The organism is Streptomyces sp. VRA16 Mangrove soil (genome assembly GCF_017377775.1).
Taxonomy (GTDB): domain Bacteria; phylum Actinomycetota; class Actinomycetes; order Streptomycetales; family Streptomycetaceae; genus Streptomyces.
Map to the genome: position 1 here is coordinate 227,189 of NZ_JAFVLN010000009.1, position 15,649 is coordinate 242,837.

17 protein-coding genes are annotated in these 15,649 nt (G+C 71.9%); 6 read left to right on the forward strand and 11 right to left on the reverse strand.

Going from position 1 to position 15,649, the window contains the following annotated elements; genetic code table 11:
* The first annotated feature begins 85 nt into the window (after window positions 1–85).
* The 3 genes from J3486_RS24960 to J3486_RS24970 all read left to right on the forward strand — a co-directional run bounded on the left by J3486_RS24960 (window position 86) and on the right by J3486_RS24970 (window position 2,369).
* Window positions 86–1,591, forward strand: a complete 1,506-nt coding sequence (locus tag J3486_RS24960) for an MFS transporter (RefSeq protein WP_207823910.1) — start codon at window positions 86–88, stop codon at window positions 1,589–1,591.
* Between the two features lie 110 nt (window positions 1,592–1,701).
* Window positions 1,702–1,959, forward strand: coding sequence for a DUF6332 family protein (locus J3486_RS24965; protein ID WP_207823912.1), 258 nt, complete (start codon window positions 1,702–1,704; stop codon window positions 1,957–1,959).
* Window positions 1,960–1,982: 23 nt separating this feature from the next.
* Window positions 1,983–2,369, forward strand: a complete 387-nt coding sequence (locus J3486_RS24970; RefSeq protein WP_207823914.1) for a hypothetical protein — start codon at window positions 1,983–1,985, stop codon at window positions 2,367–2,369.
* On the opposite strand, the gene J3486_RS24975 is transcribed toward J3486_RS24970, so the two are convergent.
* From J3486_RS24975 to J3486_RS24985, 3 genes are all read right to left on the reverse strand, one after another.
* Entirely contained in the window at window positions 2,330–2,995 is a 666-nt protein-coding gene (locus J3486_RS24975) for a response regulator transcription factor (RefSeq protein WP_207823916.1), read from the reverse strand. The genes J3486_RS24970 and J3486_RS24975 overlap by 40 nt on opposite strands.
* Window positions 2,992–4,275 (reverse strand): sensor histidine kinase, encoded by a 1,284-nt coding sequence (locus J3486_RS24980; protein ID WP_207823918.1) that lies wholly within the window; start codon window positions 4,273–4,275, stop codon window positions 2,992–2,994. The genes J3486_RS24975 and J3486_RS24980 overlap by 4 nt, the downstream gene beginning before the upstream one ends.
* Before the next feature lie 99 nt (window positions 4,276–4,374).
* Entirely contained in the window at window positions 4,375–5,079 is a 705-nt protein-coding gene (locus J3486_RS24985) for a TetR/AcrR family transcriptional regulator (protein ID WP_207823919.1), read from the reverse strand.
* Between the two features lie 145 nt (window positions 5,080–5,224).
* Here J3486_RS24985 and J3486_RS24990 point away from each other — a divergent pair, with 145 nt between their 5' ends.
* Window positions 5,225–5,677: a nitroreductase family deazaflavin-dependent oxidoreductase gene (locus tag J3486_RS24990; RefSeq protein ID WP_207823921.1), complete on the forward strand. Its 453-nt coding sequence runs from the start codon at window positions 5,225–5,227 to the stop codon at window positions 5,675–5,677.
* Window positions 5,678–5,697: 20 nt separating this feature from the next.
* Here the strand turns inward: J3486_RS24990 and J3486_RS24995 are convergent, their stop codons facing one another.
* The 3 genes from J3486_RS24995 to J3486_RS25005 form a co-directional block, all read right to left on the reverse strand.
* On the reverse strand, window positions 5,698–6,339 hold the full coding sequence (locus tag J3486_RS24995; RefSeq protein WP_207823924.1) for a class F sortase: 642 nt from the start codon (window positions 6,337–6,339) through the stop codon (window positions 5,698–5,700).
* A 13-nt stretch (window positions 6,340–6,352) separates the two neighbouring features.
* Window positions 6,353–6,772, reverse strand: a complete 420-nt coding sequence (locus tag J3486_RS25000; protein ID WP_229378524.1) for an excalibur calcium-binding domain-containing protein — start codon at window positions 6,770–6,772, stop codon at window positions 6,353–6,355.
* A gap of 105 nt (window positions 6,773–6,877) precedes the next feature.
* Entirely contained in the window at window positions 6,878–8,068 is a 1,191-nt protein-coding gene (locus tag J3486_RS25005; protein ID WP_207824114.1) for a geranylgeranyl reductase family protein, read from the reverse strand.
* Window positions 8,069–8,240: 172 nt separating this feature from the next.
* Between J3486_RS25005 and J3486_RS25010 the strand changes: the two genes are divergently transcribed.
* On the forward strand, window positions 8,241–9,602 hold the full coding sequence (locus tag J3486_RS25010; RefSeq protein ID WP_207823927.1) for a dipeptidase: 1,362 nt from the start codon (window positions 8,241–8,243) through the stop codon (window positions 9,600–9,602).
* A 4-nt stretch (window positions 9,603–9,606) separates the two neighbouring features.
* On the opposite strand, the gene J3486_RS25015 is transcribed toward J3486_RS25010, so the two are convergent.
* Window positions 9,607–10,719, reverse strand: a complete 1,113-nt coding sequence (locus J3486_RS25015; RefSeq protein ID WP_207823929.1) for a P1 family peptidase — start codon at window positions 10,717–10,719, stop codon at window positions 9,607–9,609.
* 117 nt (window positions 10,720–10,836) lie between these two features.
* On the opposite strand from J3486_RS25015, the gene J3486_RS25020 reads away from it, so the two are divergent.
* Window positions 10,837–11,556 (forward strand): MBL fold metallo-hydrolase, encoded by a 720-nt coding sequence (locus J3486_RS25020; protein ID WP_207824116.1) that lies wholly within the window; start codon window positions 10,837–10,839, stop codon window positions 11,554–11,556.
* A gap of 3 nt (window positions 11,557–11,559) precedes the next feature.
* Here J3486_RS25020 and J3486_RS25025 read toward each other — a convergent pair whose 3' ends face one another.
* Genes J3486_RS25025 through J3486_RS25040 form a run of 4 tightly spaced genes read right to left on the reverse strand, consistent with a single transcriptional unit; the run spans window position 11,560 to window position 15,632 of the window.
* Entirely contained in the window at window positions 11,560–12,585 is a 1,026-nt protein-coding gene (locus J3486_RS25025) for an ABC transporter ATP-binding protein (protein WP_207823930.1), read from the reverse strand.
* Window positions 12,582–13,733, reverse strand: a complete 1,152-nt coding sequence (locus J3486_RS25030; protein WP_229378526.1) for an ABC transporter ATP-binding protein — start codon at window positions 13,731–13,733, stop codon at window positions 12,582–12,584. The genes J3486_RS25025 and J3486_RS25030 overlap by 4 nt, the downstream gene beginning before the upstream one ends.
* Window positions 13,730–14,653, reverse strand: coding sequence for an ABC transporter permease (locus tag J3486_RS25035; RefSeq protein ID WP_207823932.1), 924 nt, complete (start codon window positions 14,651–14,653; stop codon window positions 13,730–13,732). The genes J3486_RS25030 and J3486_RS25035 overlap by 4 nt, the downstream gene beginning before the upstream one ends.
* Window positions 14,646–15,632: an ABC transporter permease gene (locus J3486_RS25040; RefSeq protein WP_207823933.1), complete on the reverse strand. Its 987-nt coding sequence runs from the start codon at window positions 15,630–15,632 to the stop codon at window positions 14,646–14,648. The genes J3486_RS25035 and J3486_RS25040 overlap by 8 nt, the downstream gene beginning before the upstream one ends.
* Between the last annotated feature and the right edge of the window lie 17 nt (window positions 15,633–15,649).

Below are 15,649 nucleotides of genomic sequence, written 5' to 3' on the forward strand. Positions count from 1 at the left end.
CCGCACCGTAGCAGAGAAGCCGCCATTTGTTGCATCGGAATTAAATGCACTTGCAGTCAATGCATGTGCATGTACTGTGCTCCGCATGACTTCTCCGCTCTCCTCGGCTCCGTCGTCCCCGGAGTCCCCCGCCTCCTCGGCGGACCGCTGGTCCCCACGGCTGTGGGGCACCCTGCTCGTGCTGTGCGCGGCGATGTTCCTGGACGCGCTCGACGTGTCGATGGTGGGGGTCGCCCTGCCGTCGATCGGCTCGGAGCTCGGCCTGTCGACGTCCACCCTGCAATGGGTCGTCAGCGGCTACATCCTCGGCTACGGCGGTCTGCTGCTTCTGGGCGGTCGCGCGGCCGACCTGCTCGGGCGGCGCCGCGTCTTCCTGATCGCGCTCGGCGTCTTCGCCCTCGCCTCGCTGCTCGGCGGGCTCGTCGACTCGGGCCCGCTGCTCATCGCGAGCCGCTTCATCAAGGGACTGAGCGCCGCGTTCACCGCGCCGGCCGGTCTGTCCATCATCACGACGACGTTCGCCGAGGGCCCGGTCCGCAACCGCGCCCTGTCCATCTACACCACCTGCGCCGCCACCGGCTTCTCCATGGGCCTCGTCCTCTCCGGCCTGCTCACCGAGGCCAGCTGGCGCCTGACCATGCTGCTGCCCGCGCCGATCGCGGTGATCGCGCTGCTGCTCGGCCTGAAACTGATCCCGCACAGCGCCAAGGAGGAGAACCGCGGCGGCTACGACATCCCGGGCGCCGTCACCGGCACCCTCTCGATGCTGCTCCTGGTCTTCACCGTGGTGCAGGCGCCCGAGGCCGGCTGGGGTTCGGCGCGCACCCTGCTCTCGTTCCTCGCGGTGGCCGTGCTGCTCACCGTCTTCGTCCGCGTCGAACAGCGCTCGGCCTCGCCGCTGATCCGGCTCGGTGTGCTGCGCTCGGGGTCCCAGGTGCGCGCGCAGCTCGGCGCGATGACGTTCTTCGGCTCGTACGTCAGCTTCCAGTTCCTGGCGACGCTCTACCTCCAGTCGCTGCTCGGCTGGTCGGCGCTGAGCATGGCGCTGGCGTTCCTGCCGGCGGGCGCGCTCGTGGCGCTGTCGTCGACGAAGGTCGGCTCGATCGTGGACCGCTTCGGCACGCCCCGTCTGATCGCCGTCGGCTTCACCTTCATGGTCATCGGCTACGCGCTCTTCCTGCGCATCAACCTCGACCCGGTCTACGCGGCCGTCATCCTGCCCACGATGCTGCTGATCGGCGCCGCCTGCGCCCTGGTCTTCCCGTCGCTCAACATCCAGGCCACCAACGGCGTGGACGACGACGAGCAGGGCATGGTCTCCGGTCTGCTCAACACCTCGGTCGAGGTCGGCGGTGCGATCTTCCTGGCCGTCGTGACCGCCGTGGTCACCGCGAACGCCCCCGAGGGCGCCTCGCCGCAGGCCGTCCTCGACAGCTTCCGTCCGGGCCTGGTGGTGGTCACCGCCATCGCCGTCGCCGGTCTGCTGATCACCCTGACCGGTCTGCGCCCGCGGCGCCGGTCGGAGTCGGTCGTGGTCGCCGGGTCCACGACGGCGGAGGCGGAAGTGCCACAACCCGCCCTGCTCGACTGACGCCCGGGCCCCCGCCGCGCCGGACGGGCCCCAGGAGCGACGCGCGAACGCCGTCGCCCCTGGGGCCCGCATTTGCGACAATCGCCGACAGGACACGAACGGGGGACACGATGAACGGGACAGGGACCCGCAGGACCCAGGCCGAGCGGGACGCGACGACCGTCGAGATCGGCTACGCGCTCCTCACCGGGGCGCTGCAGGCCGGCGTGGCGTTCGCCCTGCTCGGGATGCCGGTGCTCTACGACCGGGTCACCGGGGTGGCGGCGGACCGGCTGCTCGCCGCGGCCGGAGCGGTGGCGGCCGTGGTCTTCCTCGTCCGGGTGGTGCGGGTGCTGACGCGGTTCCGGCAGCGCGACCCGGACGCGTAGAGCAGGCGGGGACAGGACGTTTCGTGCACCACACCCTCACCGAGCACGCGCGCTGCCTCTACGGCGACGAGTACCGGCCCGCGCCCGCGTGCGACGTGGGCCACGACGAGCACGGCTTCATCGAGAAGCTGACCTTCGCCGACGCGGACACCCTCGTCGCCCTGCTGGACGAGCTGTGCCCGTACCTGGTCGACGGCCACCTGCCGGTGCGGATCCGCAATCTGGCGTACCGCCTGGCGGTGCTCCAGCGCCCCGACGACGCGGCCCTGCTGCGCCGCGCCGCCGAGAGCCTGTGGATGCACGGGCCCGACTGGGACGACATCGCCACCGGACTGGTGCAGCGGGCCGACGCGCTCGACGCCGCCCCGGTTCAGCCCAGCCAGCCGGGCCGCACGAGCCCCGACTCGTAGGCCAGGACGACGAGTTGGGCCCGGTCGCGGGCGCCGAGCTTCACCATCGTGCGGCTCACGTGCGTCTTCGCGGTGAGCGGGCTGACGACGAGCCGCCGGGCGATCTCCTCGTTGGACAGACCGATCCCGACGAGGGCCATCACCTCCCGCTCCCGCTCGGTCAGTTCGCCCAGGGACCCGGCTGCCGCAGGCTCCTTGGAGCGCGCCGCGAACTCGGAGATGAGCCGCCGCGTCACCCCGGGCGAGAGCAGCGCGTCCCCGTGCACCACGGCCCGCACCGCCCGCAGCAGTTCCTCCGGTTCGGTGTCCTTGACGAGAAAGCCGGAGGCTCCGGAGCGGATCGCCTCGAAGACGTACTCGTCGAGTTCGAAGGTGGTGAGCATGACCACCTTCACCGCTGTGAGCTCCGGGTCCCTGCCGATCGCGCGGGTCGCCGCGAGCCCGTCGAGCAGCGGCATCCGGATGTCCATCAGGACGACGTCGGGCCTCAGCTCGCGCACCTTGCGCAGCGTCTCCTCACCGTCGGCAGCCTCCCCCGCGACCTCGATGTCGGCCTGCGCGTCGAGGAGCGCCTTGAAACCGGCGCGGACCAACGACTGGTCGTCGGCGAGAAGTACGCGGATCAACGGGGCTCCTCCGATGAGGCGGCGGGCGGGGCGGCCGGGGCGAGCGGCAGTTCGGCGACGACCCGGAAGCCGCCGTCGGGGCGCGGGCCCGCGTCGATCGTCCCATTCAGGGCGGCGGCGCGCTCGCGCATTCCCGCGAGTCCGTTGCCGCTGCCGCCCGCCTCGGCGTGGCTCGCGGGCCCGTCGTCGTCAACGGTCACCGTCAACGCTCCTTTTCCGTAACGGAGTTGAACTCTCGCATGCCGCGACTCCGAGTGCCGCACCACGTTCGTCAGCGCCTCCTGCACGATCCGGAACGCGGCGAGGTCCGCGCCCGGCGGCAGCGCGACCCGCTCACCGCCCGTGGTGACGTCGACGGTGAGTCCGGCACCCGCCGCCTGTTCGACCAGCTCGGGCAACCGGTCGAGGCCGGGTGCGGGGGCACGCGGCGCGGCCCCGGGGGCCCGCAGGGTGTCGAGCACCTGCCGCACCTCCCCCAGCGCCTCCTTGCTGGCGGCCTTGATGGTCGTCAGCGCGGTGCGCGCCTGCTCCGGATCGGAGTCGAGCAGCGCGAGCCCGACCCCTGCCTGCACATTGATCACGGAGATGGAGTGGGCGAGCACGTCGTGCAGTTCGCGGGCGATCCGCAGCCGTTCTTCGTCCGCCCGCCGGCGCGCGGCCTGCTCCCGCTCACGACGCGCCTGCGCCCACTGCTCGCGCCGGACCCGGGCCAGTTCGGCGACGGCGACGACGGCGAGCACCCAGGCCGCGATGATCCCTTCCTGCCCCCAGGGCACGGGCCCGTCACCGGACGGCGGCAGATACCGGTAGAGCCAGTGCCCCACCAGGGCGTGCACCGCCCAGAACAGGGCGACGGCCCCCCATGCCGCCCGGCGGCGCCCCGCGACGATCGCCGAGAAGCAGCCGAGGGCCACCGGGAGGAAGACCGGCCCGTACGGATATCCGGCCGCCAGGTACACCGCCGCGCACGACGCCGTACCGAAGGCGACGGTCACCGGAAACCGCTGCCGCCACAGCAACTGCGCCCCGGACACGAAGAGGAGCACCCGCGCGAACGCGTCGAGGTCGAGGCGATCGCCCGCCTCCCCGTGCGCGGCGAAGTGCGAACCGACCAGCACGAACACGGTGACCAGCACCGTCGACCGCCACGGCAGCCGGCCGCCCTCGGTCCCGGTCCACCACGCGGCACCGCGGCCCCACGCCGGTGGCCCGCCGCGCATCCACGGTGGTCCGTCCCCGGCCGGGGGCGGACCACCGTCCTGCTCCTGCTGCTCGTCCATGCCGCCACGCTAAGGGTCACGGGCCGTCACGGGCGTCAGCCGGGCGAGGTGATCACACGTACTCCCCACGGAGTACCGGCCGCTCGGGCGCGGCCCGCGCTACTTCACGAGGCCGACCGCGTGAGCGAGCTGCGCCGTGGCGTGGTCGAAGAACGCGGCCCGGTCCTCGACGACCCCGTTGAACTGGCCGAACAGCTCGAAGCCGACGAGGCCGAACAGCTGGGCCCAGGCGGCGACGAGCGCGGCCACGACCTCCGGCGGCAGGTCGGGCGCGAGCTCGGCGGCCATCCGCTCCGCCTCGGGGCGCAACCCGGCCGGCAGTTTCGGCAGGGCCAGGCCCTTGCCCTCGTACGCCTCCCGCACGATGCCGACGAGCAGCAGTCCGACCCGTGCCGCCGACTCGATCGTGCTGGTCGGCGCGGTGTAACCCGGAACCGGGGAGCCGTAGATGAGGGCGTACTCGTGCGGGTGCGCGAGGCCCCACTCGCGTACGGCCCCGCAGACGGCGACCCAGCGCCCGGCCGCGGAGATCCGCTGCGGGCGGTCGGCGTCCGCGCGCTCCGCGGTCTCGCCCAGCGAGTCGTACGCGTCGATGATGAGTGCGGTCAGCAGTTCGTCACGGCTGGGGAAGTACCGGTAGAGAGCCGAGGAGACCATGCCGAGTTCACGGGCCACGGCCCGCAGTGAGAGCTTGGCGGCGCCCTCGGCGGCGAGCTGTCTGCGCGCCTCGTCCTTGATGGCGGCGGTGATCTCCTCGCGGGCGCGGGCGCGGGCGCCCTGGACTGTGCGGCGGCTCGTACTCATACGGGCCAGTGTTCCACGAAGCGCGATCGATGCACACGTTCCGGAGCGCCGCACAAAATGGAGAGCACTGCTCTTGATGTGGATCATTGATCGGGTGCACACTGCTCTCAAGCGAGAGCACCGCTCTCACGTCCTGGAGGTCCAGATGTCCGCGTCCGTCCACATCCAGAAGCCCGGCTGGTTCACCGTGAACGTCCTCAACCGCTCCGTCGCCTGGCTGACGCGGCGCGGGCTCAGCGTCTGGGGTTCGCGGGTCCTGGCCGTGCGAGGCCGCAAGAGCGGGGCCTGGCGCACGACTCCGGTGAATCTACTGACTTTTGAGGGTGAGCAGTACCTCGTGGCTCCGCGCGGCCACGTCCAGTGGACGCACAACATGCGGGCCGCGGGCGGCGGCCGGCTCCACCTGGGCAAGCGTTACGACGAGTTCAGTGCCACCGAGGTATCCGACGACGACAAGCCTGCCGTGCTGCGCGCCTATCTCAAGCGCTGGAAGGCCGAGGTAGGTGTCTTCTTCAATGGAGTGGGCCCCGACTCCTCCGATGAGGAGCTGCGTCGGATCGCCCCCGACCACCCGGTCTTCCGGATCACCGTCTCCTGAAGCCGCGGCCCGTCACCGTTTCAGGCGGCGACCATCGACGCGTACACGACCGTGTTGGCGAGATAGCGCCCCGCCGTGCGGTCGTACACCCCCGCGCAGGTGATGAGCCGCAACTGGGCGTCCCGCGTGGGCCCGTAGACCACGTCCGAGGGGAAGGCGTCCTGGGGGAACTCCATAGTGCCCAGCACCTCGAAGACCGCCGAGCTGCGATCGGTGCGGGTGATCTCGATCCGGTCGCCGGGCCGCAGTTCCACGAGCCGCGCGAAGACGGCGGGTCCCGTGGGCGTGTCCAGATGCCCGGCGAGCACGGCCGGTCCCGCCTCCCCGGGCGAGGCGCCCTCGCGCCACCATCCCGCACCGTCGTACCCCACGGGAGCGGGCAGCCGCCGGTCGCCGTCCAGGGACAGCGGACCGACGACGGTGTCGACGCCGATCGCCGGGATGCGCAGCCGCACGGGGTCGGCGGCCCGGCCCACGGGCGCGAGCGGGGTGCCGGCGGCGCGGCGGGCAGCCGGCGGAACGGAGCCCGAAGGCCCCGGGCTCACGCCGGATGACGCCCCGCCCAGCCAGGTCAGCACGGCGGACGCGGCGAGCAGCAGGCAGAGCACCGCGGCACCGATCCACGGGAGATCGCGACCTGCGCCGCGGCCGGGCGCGGGCACGGCGGTCCCGGCCTCAGCCGTCGCGCCGGGTCCGGCGGCGCAGCGCGACGGCGCCGCCGCCCGCGAGCAGCGCCGCGGCACCGAACCCGACCGGCAGCGCGGAGGCGGACTTCCCCTCGGCGAGACCGCCGGAACCGGTGCGGACACCGCCCTGCGGCATGGTCGACGTACCGATCGACGACGACGGGGTCGAAGTCGGAGTCGGAGTCGGGGTCGAGGCCGACGAGTAGCCGGTGTAGTCCTCGCAGGCCTGCCCGTCGCCGTCGCGGTCGAGCCGGTCCGGGTCGCCCGGATGGCTGTCGTACCAGGCCTGCGCCTGAGCCTGGGAGGCGAAGTCCGCACAGTCTTTGTCGGCGGCGTACGCCGTCCCGGCCACCGGCACCAGGGCGGCGCCCGCCACCGCGGACGCGAGCAGAACCGATCCCATACGCATGAATTCCTCCATCGTCACAGCGTGTCGCTTGACCATCACTGGATGTAGAAACTCAACGTAGGAACCCGTCGCACGGCCCGCGACCCGGTGCGGGCCATGCGGGTCTCAGCGCTCGAACCGGGCCAGTGCCTTCCCCGCCATCGGGTGCGAGCGCACCAGCTCACCGAGGGACGACGAGCCGCGCGTGATCCTCGCGAACGCGTTCCACGCCGGGCGGAACCCGGTCAGGGCCGCGTGCAGCAGGCCGGGCTTGCGCTCGAAGACGGTCAGCATGCGCTTGCCGACGGCCATCTCGACGCCGAGGCCCGCCTTGATGGCGAACGCGTAGTTCAGTGCCTGGCGGCGGGCGTCCACCGCGTCGTGGGACTCGGCGACGCGCACCGCCCACTCCCCCGCGAGCCGGCCCGAGCGCAGGGCGAACGAGATGCCCTCGCGGGTCCACGGCTCCAAGAGCCCCGCCGCGTCACCGCACACCAGGACCCGGCCGCGCGAGAGCGGCGAGTCGTCGGCGCGGCAGCGCGTCAGGTGGCCCGAGGAGATCGACGGCTCGAAGCCGGCGAGGCCGAGCCGGGCGATGAAGTCCTCCAAGTACCGCTTGGTGGCGGCGCCTTCACCGCGCGCCGAGATGACACCGACGGTGAGGGTGTCGTCCTTGGGGAACACCCAGCCGTAACTGCCGGGCATCGGGCCCCAGTCGATGAGGACCCGGCCGCGCCAGTCCTCCGCGACCGTCTCCGGCACCGGGATCTCCGACTCCAGGCCGAGGTCGACCTGGTCGAGCTTGACCCCGACGTGTGCTCCTATCCGGCTGGCGCTGCCGTCGGCGCCGACGACGGCGCGGGCCAGGATCGTCTCGCCGTCCTGGAGGACCACCGCGACGGTGCGCCGGTCGGGGACCTCCGGGCCGTGCTGCTCGACACGCGAGACCGTCACTCCTGTGCGCAGCTCGGCGCCCGCCTTCTGGGCGTGCTCGACGAGCTGGGCGTCGAACTCGGGCCGGTTGATGAGCCCGAACAGCATGGTGCGGGAGCGACGGGTGCGCGCGTACTTGCCGTTCAGGGAGAACGTGACCGCGTTGATCCGGTCCTTGAGCGGCAGCTCGAAACCGGGTGGCAACGCGTCGCGGGACGGGCCGATGATGCCGCCGCCGCACGTCTTGTAGCGCGGCAGTTCCGCCTTCTCCAGGAGCAGCACGCGGCGTCCGGCGACCGCGGCCGCGTACGCGGCACAGGCTCCGGCGGGGCCCGCGCCCACGACCACGACGTCCCACACGCTCATGTCCCGCTCGTCGCCCATGTCGTTGCCCGCCGCACTCTCGGGGTTCTCGCTGCTCACGATGGTCTACTGCTCCGTATCCAGCCGCCTGCCGCCTGTGTCCCAGGCATCCTACGGCGGGCGGCGCCGTGACCCTCTGTGGGAGGATCATCCGCACACCCTGCACAACGTCGCACCCACGAGGAGCGTGCCCATGTCGCCGCATCCGATCGCCGAGACCGTCGCCTCCCTGCTGCCCGCCGCCAAGGCGGAGCTGGCCGAACTGGTGGCCTTCAAGTCGGTGGCGGACTTCGACCAGTACCCGAAGAGCGAGAGCGAGGGCGCGGCCAATTGGGTCGCCGACGCGCTGCGCGCCGAGGGTTTCCAGGACGTGGCGCTGCTCGACACCCCGGACGGCACGCAGTCCGTCTACGGCTTCCTGCCCGGCCCCGAGGGCGCGCCGACGGTGCTGCTGTACGCGCACTACGACGTGCAGCCGCCGCTGGACGAGGAGGCGTGGGTGACGCCGCCGTTCGAGCTGACCGAGCGTGAGGACGGCCGCTGGTACGGGCGTGGCTCGGCCGACTGCAAGGGCGGCGTGCTGCTGCACCTGCTCGCGATCCGCGCCCTGAAGGCGAACGGCGGCGTGCCGGTCAACGTCAAGGTGATCGCCGAGGGTTCGGAGGAGATGGGCACCGGCGGCCTGGAGCGCTACGCCGAGCAGCACCCCGAGCTCCTCACCGCCGACACGATCGTCATCGGCGACGCGGGCAACTTCCAGTGCGGGCTGCCCACCGCGACGGCGACGCTGCGCGGCATGACGCTGGTGCGGGTGCAGATCGACACGCTGGAGGGCAATCTGCACTCCGGTCAGTTCGGCGGCGCCGCACCCGACGCGCTGGCCGCCCTGGTCCGTGTCCTGGACTCGCTGCGCGCCGAGGACGGTTCGACGACGGTCGACGGTCTGGACGCGGCCGAGTCGTGGGACGGCATCCAGTACGAGGACGACGCGTTCCGCAAGGACGCGAAGGTGCTCGACGGGGTGGAGCTGATCGGCTCCGGCACGGTCGCCGACCGGATCTGGGCGCGGCCCGCCGTGACCGTGCTCGGCATCGACTGCCCGCCGGTCGTCGGCGCGACGCCGTCCGTGCAGGCCGGCGCCCGCGCGCTGGTCAGCCTGCGGGTGCCGCCGGGCGCGGACGCCGCCGAGGCGACGAAGCTGCTGATGGCGCACATCGAGGCGCACACCCCCTGGGGCGCCCGCGTCAAGGTCGAGCAGGTCGGTCAGGGCCAGCCGTTCCGCGCGGACACCTCCAGCCCCGCGTACGCCGCGCTGGCGGACGCGATGCGGGAGGCGTACGACGGCCAGGAGATGCAGTACGCCGGTCAGGGCGGCTCGATCCCGCTGTGCAACACGCTCGCCACGCTCTACCCGCAGGCGGAGATCCTCCTGATCGGTCTGAGCGAGCCGGATGCGCAGATCCACGCGGTCAACGAGTCGGTGTCGCCCGACGAGTTGAAGCGGCTCTCGGTCGCGGAGGCACTGTTCCTGCAGAAGTTCGCCACCGCCGAGTAGGAGTTCACTGCCGCAGCAGCTGCCGCACGCGTGCGTGCGGCAGCGCCGGCATCCGGTGTCCGTTGCGGCCCGTCATCGCGTCGGCGGCGCACAGCGCGTTGAGCACGGCCTCCTCGACGGCCTGGACGACGGCCTCGTAGAACGGGTCCATGCGCCCCCACGGCACGAACCGCATCCTGTCGTACGTGTCCGCGGTCGCCTCGCCCTTGGGGAACGTGCTGTTCAGGGCGCCTTCGTTGGCGGTCGAGAACGCCAGGAAGATGTCGCCGGAGAAGTGTCCGCCGCTGGTCCCGGTGCGGCCCAGGCCGATCGGGACGCGGCGCGCCAGGGCCTTGCACTGTCCCGGCAGCAGCGGGGCGTCGGTGGCGACGACGACGATCACGGATCCGGCGCCGCTCGGCACCCGCGAGCCGGTGCCCATCGGGTCGTCGTCCAGCAGCTCGCGCCCCATCGGGACGCCCGCGACGGTGAGTTCGCGGCGCTGTCCGAAGTTGGCCTGGACGAGGGCGCCGACGGTGTAGCGGTCGGGGCCGTGCGTCACGATCCGCGAGGCGGTGCCCGAACCGCCCTTGAATCCATAGCAGTTCATGCCGGTGCCGCCGCCGACGCAGCCCTCCGCCAGGGGGCCGGTCGCCGCCGCGTCGAGGGCGGCGACCCCGTGCTCGGTGCGCACGTGCGGGCCGTTGATGTCGTTGAGGTAGCCGTCCCAGGTCTCGGCGACCACGGGCAGCAGCCACTGGGCGGCGACGCCGGGATGGCGCTCCGCGACCCAGTCGATGACGCCGCGGTGGACGGTGCCGACGGCGTGGGTGTTGGTGAGGGCGACCGGCAGGCTCAGGGCTCCGGACTCCTCGATCCAGGTGGTGCCGGTCATCTCCCCGTTGCCGTTGAGGGAGTACCAGCCGGCGGCGCAGGCCGAGCCGACACCGTCCCGGCCGCGGGGCAGCAGGGCGGTGACCCCGGTGCGGACGTCGTCGCCCTCGATCAGGGTGACGTGCCCGACCTCGACGCCGGGGACGTCGGTGATCGCGTTCCACTCCCCCGGGGTGCCGTCGAGGGGGATGCCGAGGCCGCGGGCCCGGGGCCGGTCGTGGGGTGCGGTGTTCTGGCTGCTCATCGGTCCATCCTTCGCGTCCGGCGGGCACCGATCAAGACCTCGCTCTGCTCTGGGCCAAGTCGTGCCCGGCGCGGGCCGCCCGGCTCGTACGGTCGCGGTATGACGACCTACGACCTCATCGACGCGTTCGACGTCACACCGCGGCTGCGCCTGCTGCGCTTCCCCGTGGGCCAGGCCTATCTGTGGCGCGACGGCTCCGCCCTCACTCTGATCGACGCGGGCGCGGCCGGCGCGGGTGTGCCGATCGCCGATGCCGTACGCGGATGGGGGCACGCCCCCGAGGACGTGCGGCGCGTCGTGCTCACCCACTTCCACGAGGACCACGTGGGCGGCGCCGCCGAGTTCGCACGGCTCAGCGGCGCCGAGGTGTACGCCCACCGGCTCGACGCCCCGTACATCCGCGGCGAGAAGCCGGGCCCGCCGCCGGTCTACGAGGACTGGGAGCGTCCGCTGCACGCCCAGGCCCTGACGCAGCTGCCGGAGCCGCTTCCCGAGCCCGATCTGCCGTCCACCGTGGTGGAGTTGGAGGACGGCGACACGCTCGACTTCGGCGACGGGGCGCGGATCGTCGGCGCGCCGGGGCACACGGACGGGTCGATCGCCGTGCATCTGCCGCACCACGGGGTGCTGTTGACCGGCGACGCCGTCGCGGCCTCGCCGGTCGACGGGCAGGTCGTCCTGGGCGTGTTCAACCTCGACCGGGAGCGGGCCGTCGCCTCCTTCCACCGGCTCGCGGAGCTGGAGAGCGACGTCGCGTGTTTCGGGCACGGGGATCCGGTGGTCGCAGGGGCCGCCGAGGCGCTGCGGACCGCCGCGTCCGGGTACCCGCTCGCCTGAGGGTCACAGGAGTTCCAGTGGCTGGGCGTAGTGGCAGGCGACCGGGTTGCCGGTGCCGCGGTCCGTCAGCTCGGGCACCCGCTCCACGCAGGCCGTGCGCTCCTCCTGCGTGAGCTCGTTGGCGAACTTCGGACAGCGGGTGCGGAAGCGGCAGCCGCTGGGCGGCCGGATCGGGCTCGGCACGTCGCCCTCGACGGTGATACGGCGGCGGGCGCGTTCCTTGCGCGGGTCGGGCAGCGGGATCGCGGAGATCAGGGCCTGGGTGTACGGGTGCGAGGGGTGGGCGAACAGCTCGCGGGTGGGCGCGAGTTCGACGATCCGGCCGAGGTACATGACCGCGACGCGGTGGGCGACGTGCCGCATCACCGACAGGTCGTGCGCCACGAACAGGAAGGAGAGCCCGAGCTCGGCCTGCAGGTCCATCAGCAGGTTGAGCACTCCGGCCTGGATGGAGACATCCAGGGCGGAGACGGGCTCGTCGAGGACGACGACCTTCGGTCGCAGCGCCAACGCCCGTGCGATACCGATGCGTTGACGCTGTCCGCCGGAGAACTCGTGGGCGTAGCGGTTGCCGTGCTCGGGGTTGAGCCCGACGAGCCGCAGCAGTTCACGGACCTCGCGGCGCCCGGCCTCGTCGTAGCGGCCGTGGATCCGCAGCGGTTCGGCGACGATCTCGTGGACGGAGACCCGAGGGTCGAGGGAGGCGTACGGGTCCTGGAAGACGATCTGCAGTTCCTCGCGCAGCGGCCGCATCCGGCGACGGCTCAGCGCGGTGAGTTCGTGGCCCTGGTAGGTCACCTTGCCGGACGTGGCCCGCTCCAGGTTGAGCAGCGTTCTGGCCGTCGTCGTCTTGCCGGACCCGGACTCGCCGACGAGGCCGAGCGTCTCGTTGGCGTACAGGTCGAAGGAGACCCCGCACACGGCGTGCACGTCGCCGATCGTGCGGCGCAGGACGCCGCGGGAGCGGACGGGGAAGTGCTTGACCAGGTCGCGGACCTGGAGGACCGGCTCCGTGCCGACCGTGCTCATGCGTGGTCCTTTCCGGCGCTGCCAGTGTCCTGCGGGGTATCGGTCGCGGTCAGCCGGGCGAGCGCCTCCGCGTCGGCGCCCGCCACCTCGAAGACCTCCTCCGCGGCGGTCCCCACGAGCCGTTCGGTGAAGTGGCAGGCGCCCCGGTGGCCGGGTCTGCCGGTCTCGCGCAGGGCCGGTTCGTCGCGGTCGCACACGTCCTCACGCATCGGGCAGCGCGGGGCGAACGGGCAGCCCGGTGGGAGGTTGAGCAGGGACGGCGGCGTCCCGGTGATCGGGGTGAGGCGGTCCTGGTCGTGGTCCGCACGGTCCATGCGGGGCAGGGAGCCGAGCAGGCCCAGGGTGTAGGGCATGCGCGGGGCGTAGAAGATGTCCTCCACCGAGCCGGTCTCGACGACGCGTCCTGCGTACATGACGGCGACCCGGTCGGTGTGCCCGGCGACCACCCCGAGGTCGTGGGTGATCAGGACGAGGGCGGCGCCGGTCTCGGCCCGCGCGGTCTCCAGCGCGTCGAGGATCTGCGCCTGCACGGTGACGTCGAGGGCGGTGGTCGGCTCGTCGGCGATGATGACCGCCGGGTCGTTGGCCATGCCGATGGCGATGACGACGCGCTGGCGCATCCCGCCGGAGAGTTCGTGCGGGTAGTCGTCGACGCGCCGGTCCGGGTGCGGGATGCCGACGGTGCCGAGCAGATCGACGGCGCGGGTGCGCGCGGCCTTCTTGGACAGGCCCGGGTTGTGCCGCAGCAGCCCTTCCTCGATCTGGTGGCCCACGGTGTAGACGGGGTTCAGGGACGTCATGGGGTCCTGGAAGATCATGGCGATGCCGCTGCCGCGCACGTCGGAGAGGGCGGAGTCGCCGAGGCCGAGCAGCTCGGTGCCCTGGAAGCGCACGGATCCCGCCACCCGTGCGGTCTTCGGCAGCAGTCCCATCACGGCGAGCGCGGTCACCGACTTGCCGGAGCCGGACTCGCCGACGATACCGAGGGACTCGCCCCGCTCCAGACGGTAGGAGACGCCGCGCACGGCCCGTACGAGACCGTCCTCGGTGGGGAACTCCACGCTCAGGCCGTCCACTTCGAGCACGGTGTCCTCGGTGGGCAGCGCGAGCTCGGGCCGCCCGTCGGCGGCCCTGCCAGATGCGGTCATTGGCGCACCCTCTGCTGTCGGGGGTCGAACGCGTCGCGCAACCCGTCGCCGATGAAGTTGATGGTCAGCGCGATCACGATGATGAACGCGCCGGGGATGTAGAACAGCCACGGCCGGGTGTCGACGGCCGTCTGCGCCTGGGAGACGAGCAGGCCGAGCGAGGTGTCCGGCGGTTGCACGCCGAAGCCGAGGAAGGAGAGCGCGGTCTCGGTGAGGATGCCGGTGGCGACGAGGATCGTGGCGTTGACGATGATCGGGCCCAGCGAGTTCGGCAGCAGGTGCCGGAAGATGATCCGCGCGTCGGACGCGCCGAGCGCGCGGGCGGCCTCGATGAACTCCTTCTCCCGCAGGGACAGCACGGTGGAGCGCACCACGCGGGAGACGTACGCCCAGGTGAGTCCGGCGACGACGATCGCGATCCAGTACCAACTGCCGCCGCTGCGGGAGGAGATGACGAGCGCGATGGCGAGCAGCGGGAGGGTGAGCACGAGGTCGGAGATGCGCATCATCACCGCGTCGACGACGCCCCGGTAGAAGCCGGCGACGGCGCCCCAGATCGCGCCGACGACGGTCGACCCGAGGGCGATCATGATGGCGATCTTCAATGAGGTCTGGGTGCCCCGCATCACCTGTGCGTACGCGTCGTACCCGGAGGAGTTGGTGCCGAACGGGTGCTTGGCGGACGGGGGCTGGGAGTTGTCCGGGGTGTACTTCTCGTAGGAGTAGTGCCACAGATGCGGTCCGACGAACGCCCACAGCACGATGAGCACGAAGATCACCAGGCTGGCCATCGCCGCTCTGTGCCGCATGAACCGGCGCAGGACCAGCTGGGTCTGCGTCCGTTCCTTGACGGTGAACTCGCGGTCGACGCGCGGAAGTTCGCCGCCCGTGGCGCCCGCTGCCTGAGTGGTGTCAGTCATAACGGATCCTCGGGTCGAGTACGGCGTAGAGCAGATCGGCGACGAGATTGAACACGATGACGATCACCGCGGAGAGCAGCAGCCACGCCATGGTGCGGTAGACGTCCACCTTGCTCACCGCGTCGACCAGCATCTCGCCCATGCCGTGCCACTGGAAGATGGTCTCGGTGATGACGACGCCGCCGAGCAGGCTCGCCACGTCCAGGGCGGTGACGGTGGTGAGCGGGATCAGCGCGGTGCGCAGCGCGTGATGGGTGAGGACCTTGCGGCGACGGATGCCCTTGGCGCGGGCGAGCCGGACGTAGTCGGAGTCGAGGACCTCCAGCATGGAGGCGCGGGTGTAGCGGGTCCAGGAGGCGAACGAGACCAGCGCCAGGGTGATGACGGGGAGCGCCAGGTGCCCGATGCGGTCGCTCAGCTGGTTGCCGAAGGTGTTGGACTCCAGGTACGGGGACCGGTCGCCGATGGTGCCCAGGAAGGCGGATCCGGTCTGGTCGTTGTACCAGATGCCTCCCTGCTTGAGCAGGACGGCGAACCAGAAGACGGGCATGGCGAGGAACAGGAACCCGATGAAGGTGATGACGTAGTCGGAGGGCGAGTACTGGCGTACGGCGCTGTAGACGCCGAAGACGACGGCGAGCACGAGGGCCAGCAGCATCGAGGCGATGACCAGGATCACCGTGACCCGGAAGCGGGTGAACAGGTCGTGCCCGATGTCGAGGTTGGGGTCGACGGACGGTCCCCACTCGCCGTGCAGGACGCCGACGATCCAGTTCCAGTAGCGCGTGGCGACGGGCTGGTCGGCGTGGATGTGGCGGGCGAAGGCGGCGACGGCGGCCTTGTTGGGGGCCGGGTTGCGGGAGGTGGCGAAGTTGGCGACCGGGTCACCGGCGTTGACGACGACGAGGAACACGATGAACGTCGACGCGATCAGCACCGGGATGGAGACGAGGACGCGTCGCACCGCGTAGGCGAACATGCAGGACTCCTCGGGTG

What these genes read in the sequence shown, in the direction of transcription:
- J3486_RS24960 (WP_207823910.1), top strand. Translation starts at nt 86, where the DNA reads ATGACTTCTCCGCTCTCCTCGGCTCCGTCGTCCCCGGAGTCCCCCGCC.
- J3486_RS24965 (WP_207823912.1), top strand. Translation starts at nt 1,702, where the DNA reads ATGAACGGGACAGGGACCCGCAGGACCCAGGCCGAGCGGGACGCGACG.
- J3486_RS24980 (WP_207823918.1), bottom strand. Translation starts at nt 4,275, where the DNA reads ATGGACGAGCAGCAGGAGCAGGACGGTGGTCCGCCCCCGGCCGGGGAC.
- J3486_RS24985 (WP_207823919.1), bottom strand. Translation starts at nt 5,079, where the DNA reads ATGAGTACGAGCCGCCGCACAGTCCAGGGCGCCCGCGCCCGCGCCCGC.
- J3486_RS24990 (WP_207823921.1), top strand. Translation starts at nt 5,225, where the DNA reads ATGTCCGCGTCCGTCCACATCCAGAAGCCCGGCTGGTTCACCGTGAAC.
- J3486_RS25000 (WP_229378524.1), bottom strand. Translation starts at nt 6,772, where the DNA reads ATGCGTATGGGATCGGTTCTGCTCGCGTCCGCGGTGGCGGGCGCCGCC.
- J3486_RS25005 (WP_207824114.1), bottom strand. Translation starts at nt 8,068, where the DNA reads ATGGGCGACGAGCGGGACATGAGCGTGTGGGACGTCGTGGTCGTGGGC.
- J3486_RS25010 (WP_207823927.1), top strand. Translation starts at nt 8,241, where the DNA reads ATGTCGCCGCATCCGATCGCCGAGACCGTCGCCTCCCTGCTGCCCGCC.
- J3486_RS25015 (WP_207823929.1), bottom strand. Translation starts at nt 10,719, where the DNA reads ATGAGCAGCCAGAACACCGCACCCCACGACCGGCCCCGGGCCCGCGGC.
- J3486_RS25025 (WP_207823930.1), bottom strand. Translation starts at nt 12,585, where the DNA reads ATGAGCACGGTCGGCACGGAGCCGGTCCTCCAGGTCCGCGACCTGGTC.
- J3486_RS25030 (WP_229378526.1), bottom strand. Translation starts at nt 13,733, where the DNA reads ATGACCGCATCTGGCAGGGCCGCCGACGGGCGGCCCGAGCTCGCGCTG.
- J3486_RS25035 (WP_207823932.1), bottom strand. Translation starts at nt 14,653, where the DNA reads ATGACTGACACCACTCAGGCAGCGGGCGCCACGGGCGGCGAACTTCCG.
- J3486_RS25040 (WP_207823933.1), bottom strand. Translation starts at nt 15,632, where the DNA reads ATGTTCGCCTACGCGGTGCGACGCGTCCTCGTCTCCATCCCGGTGCTG.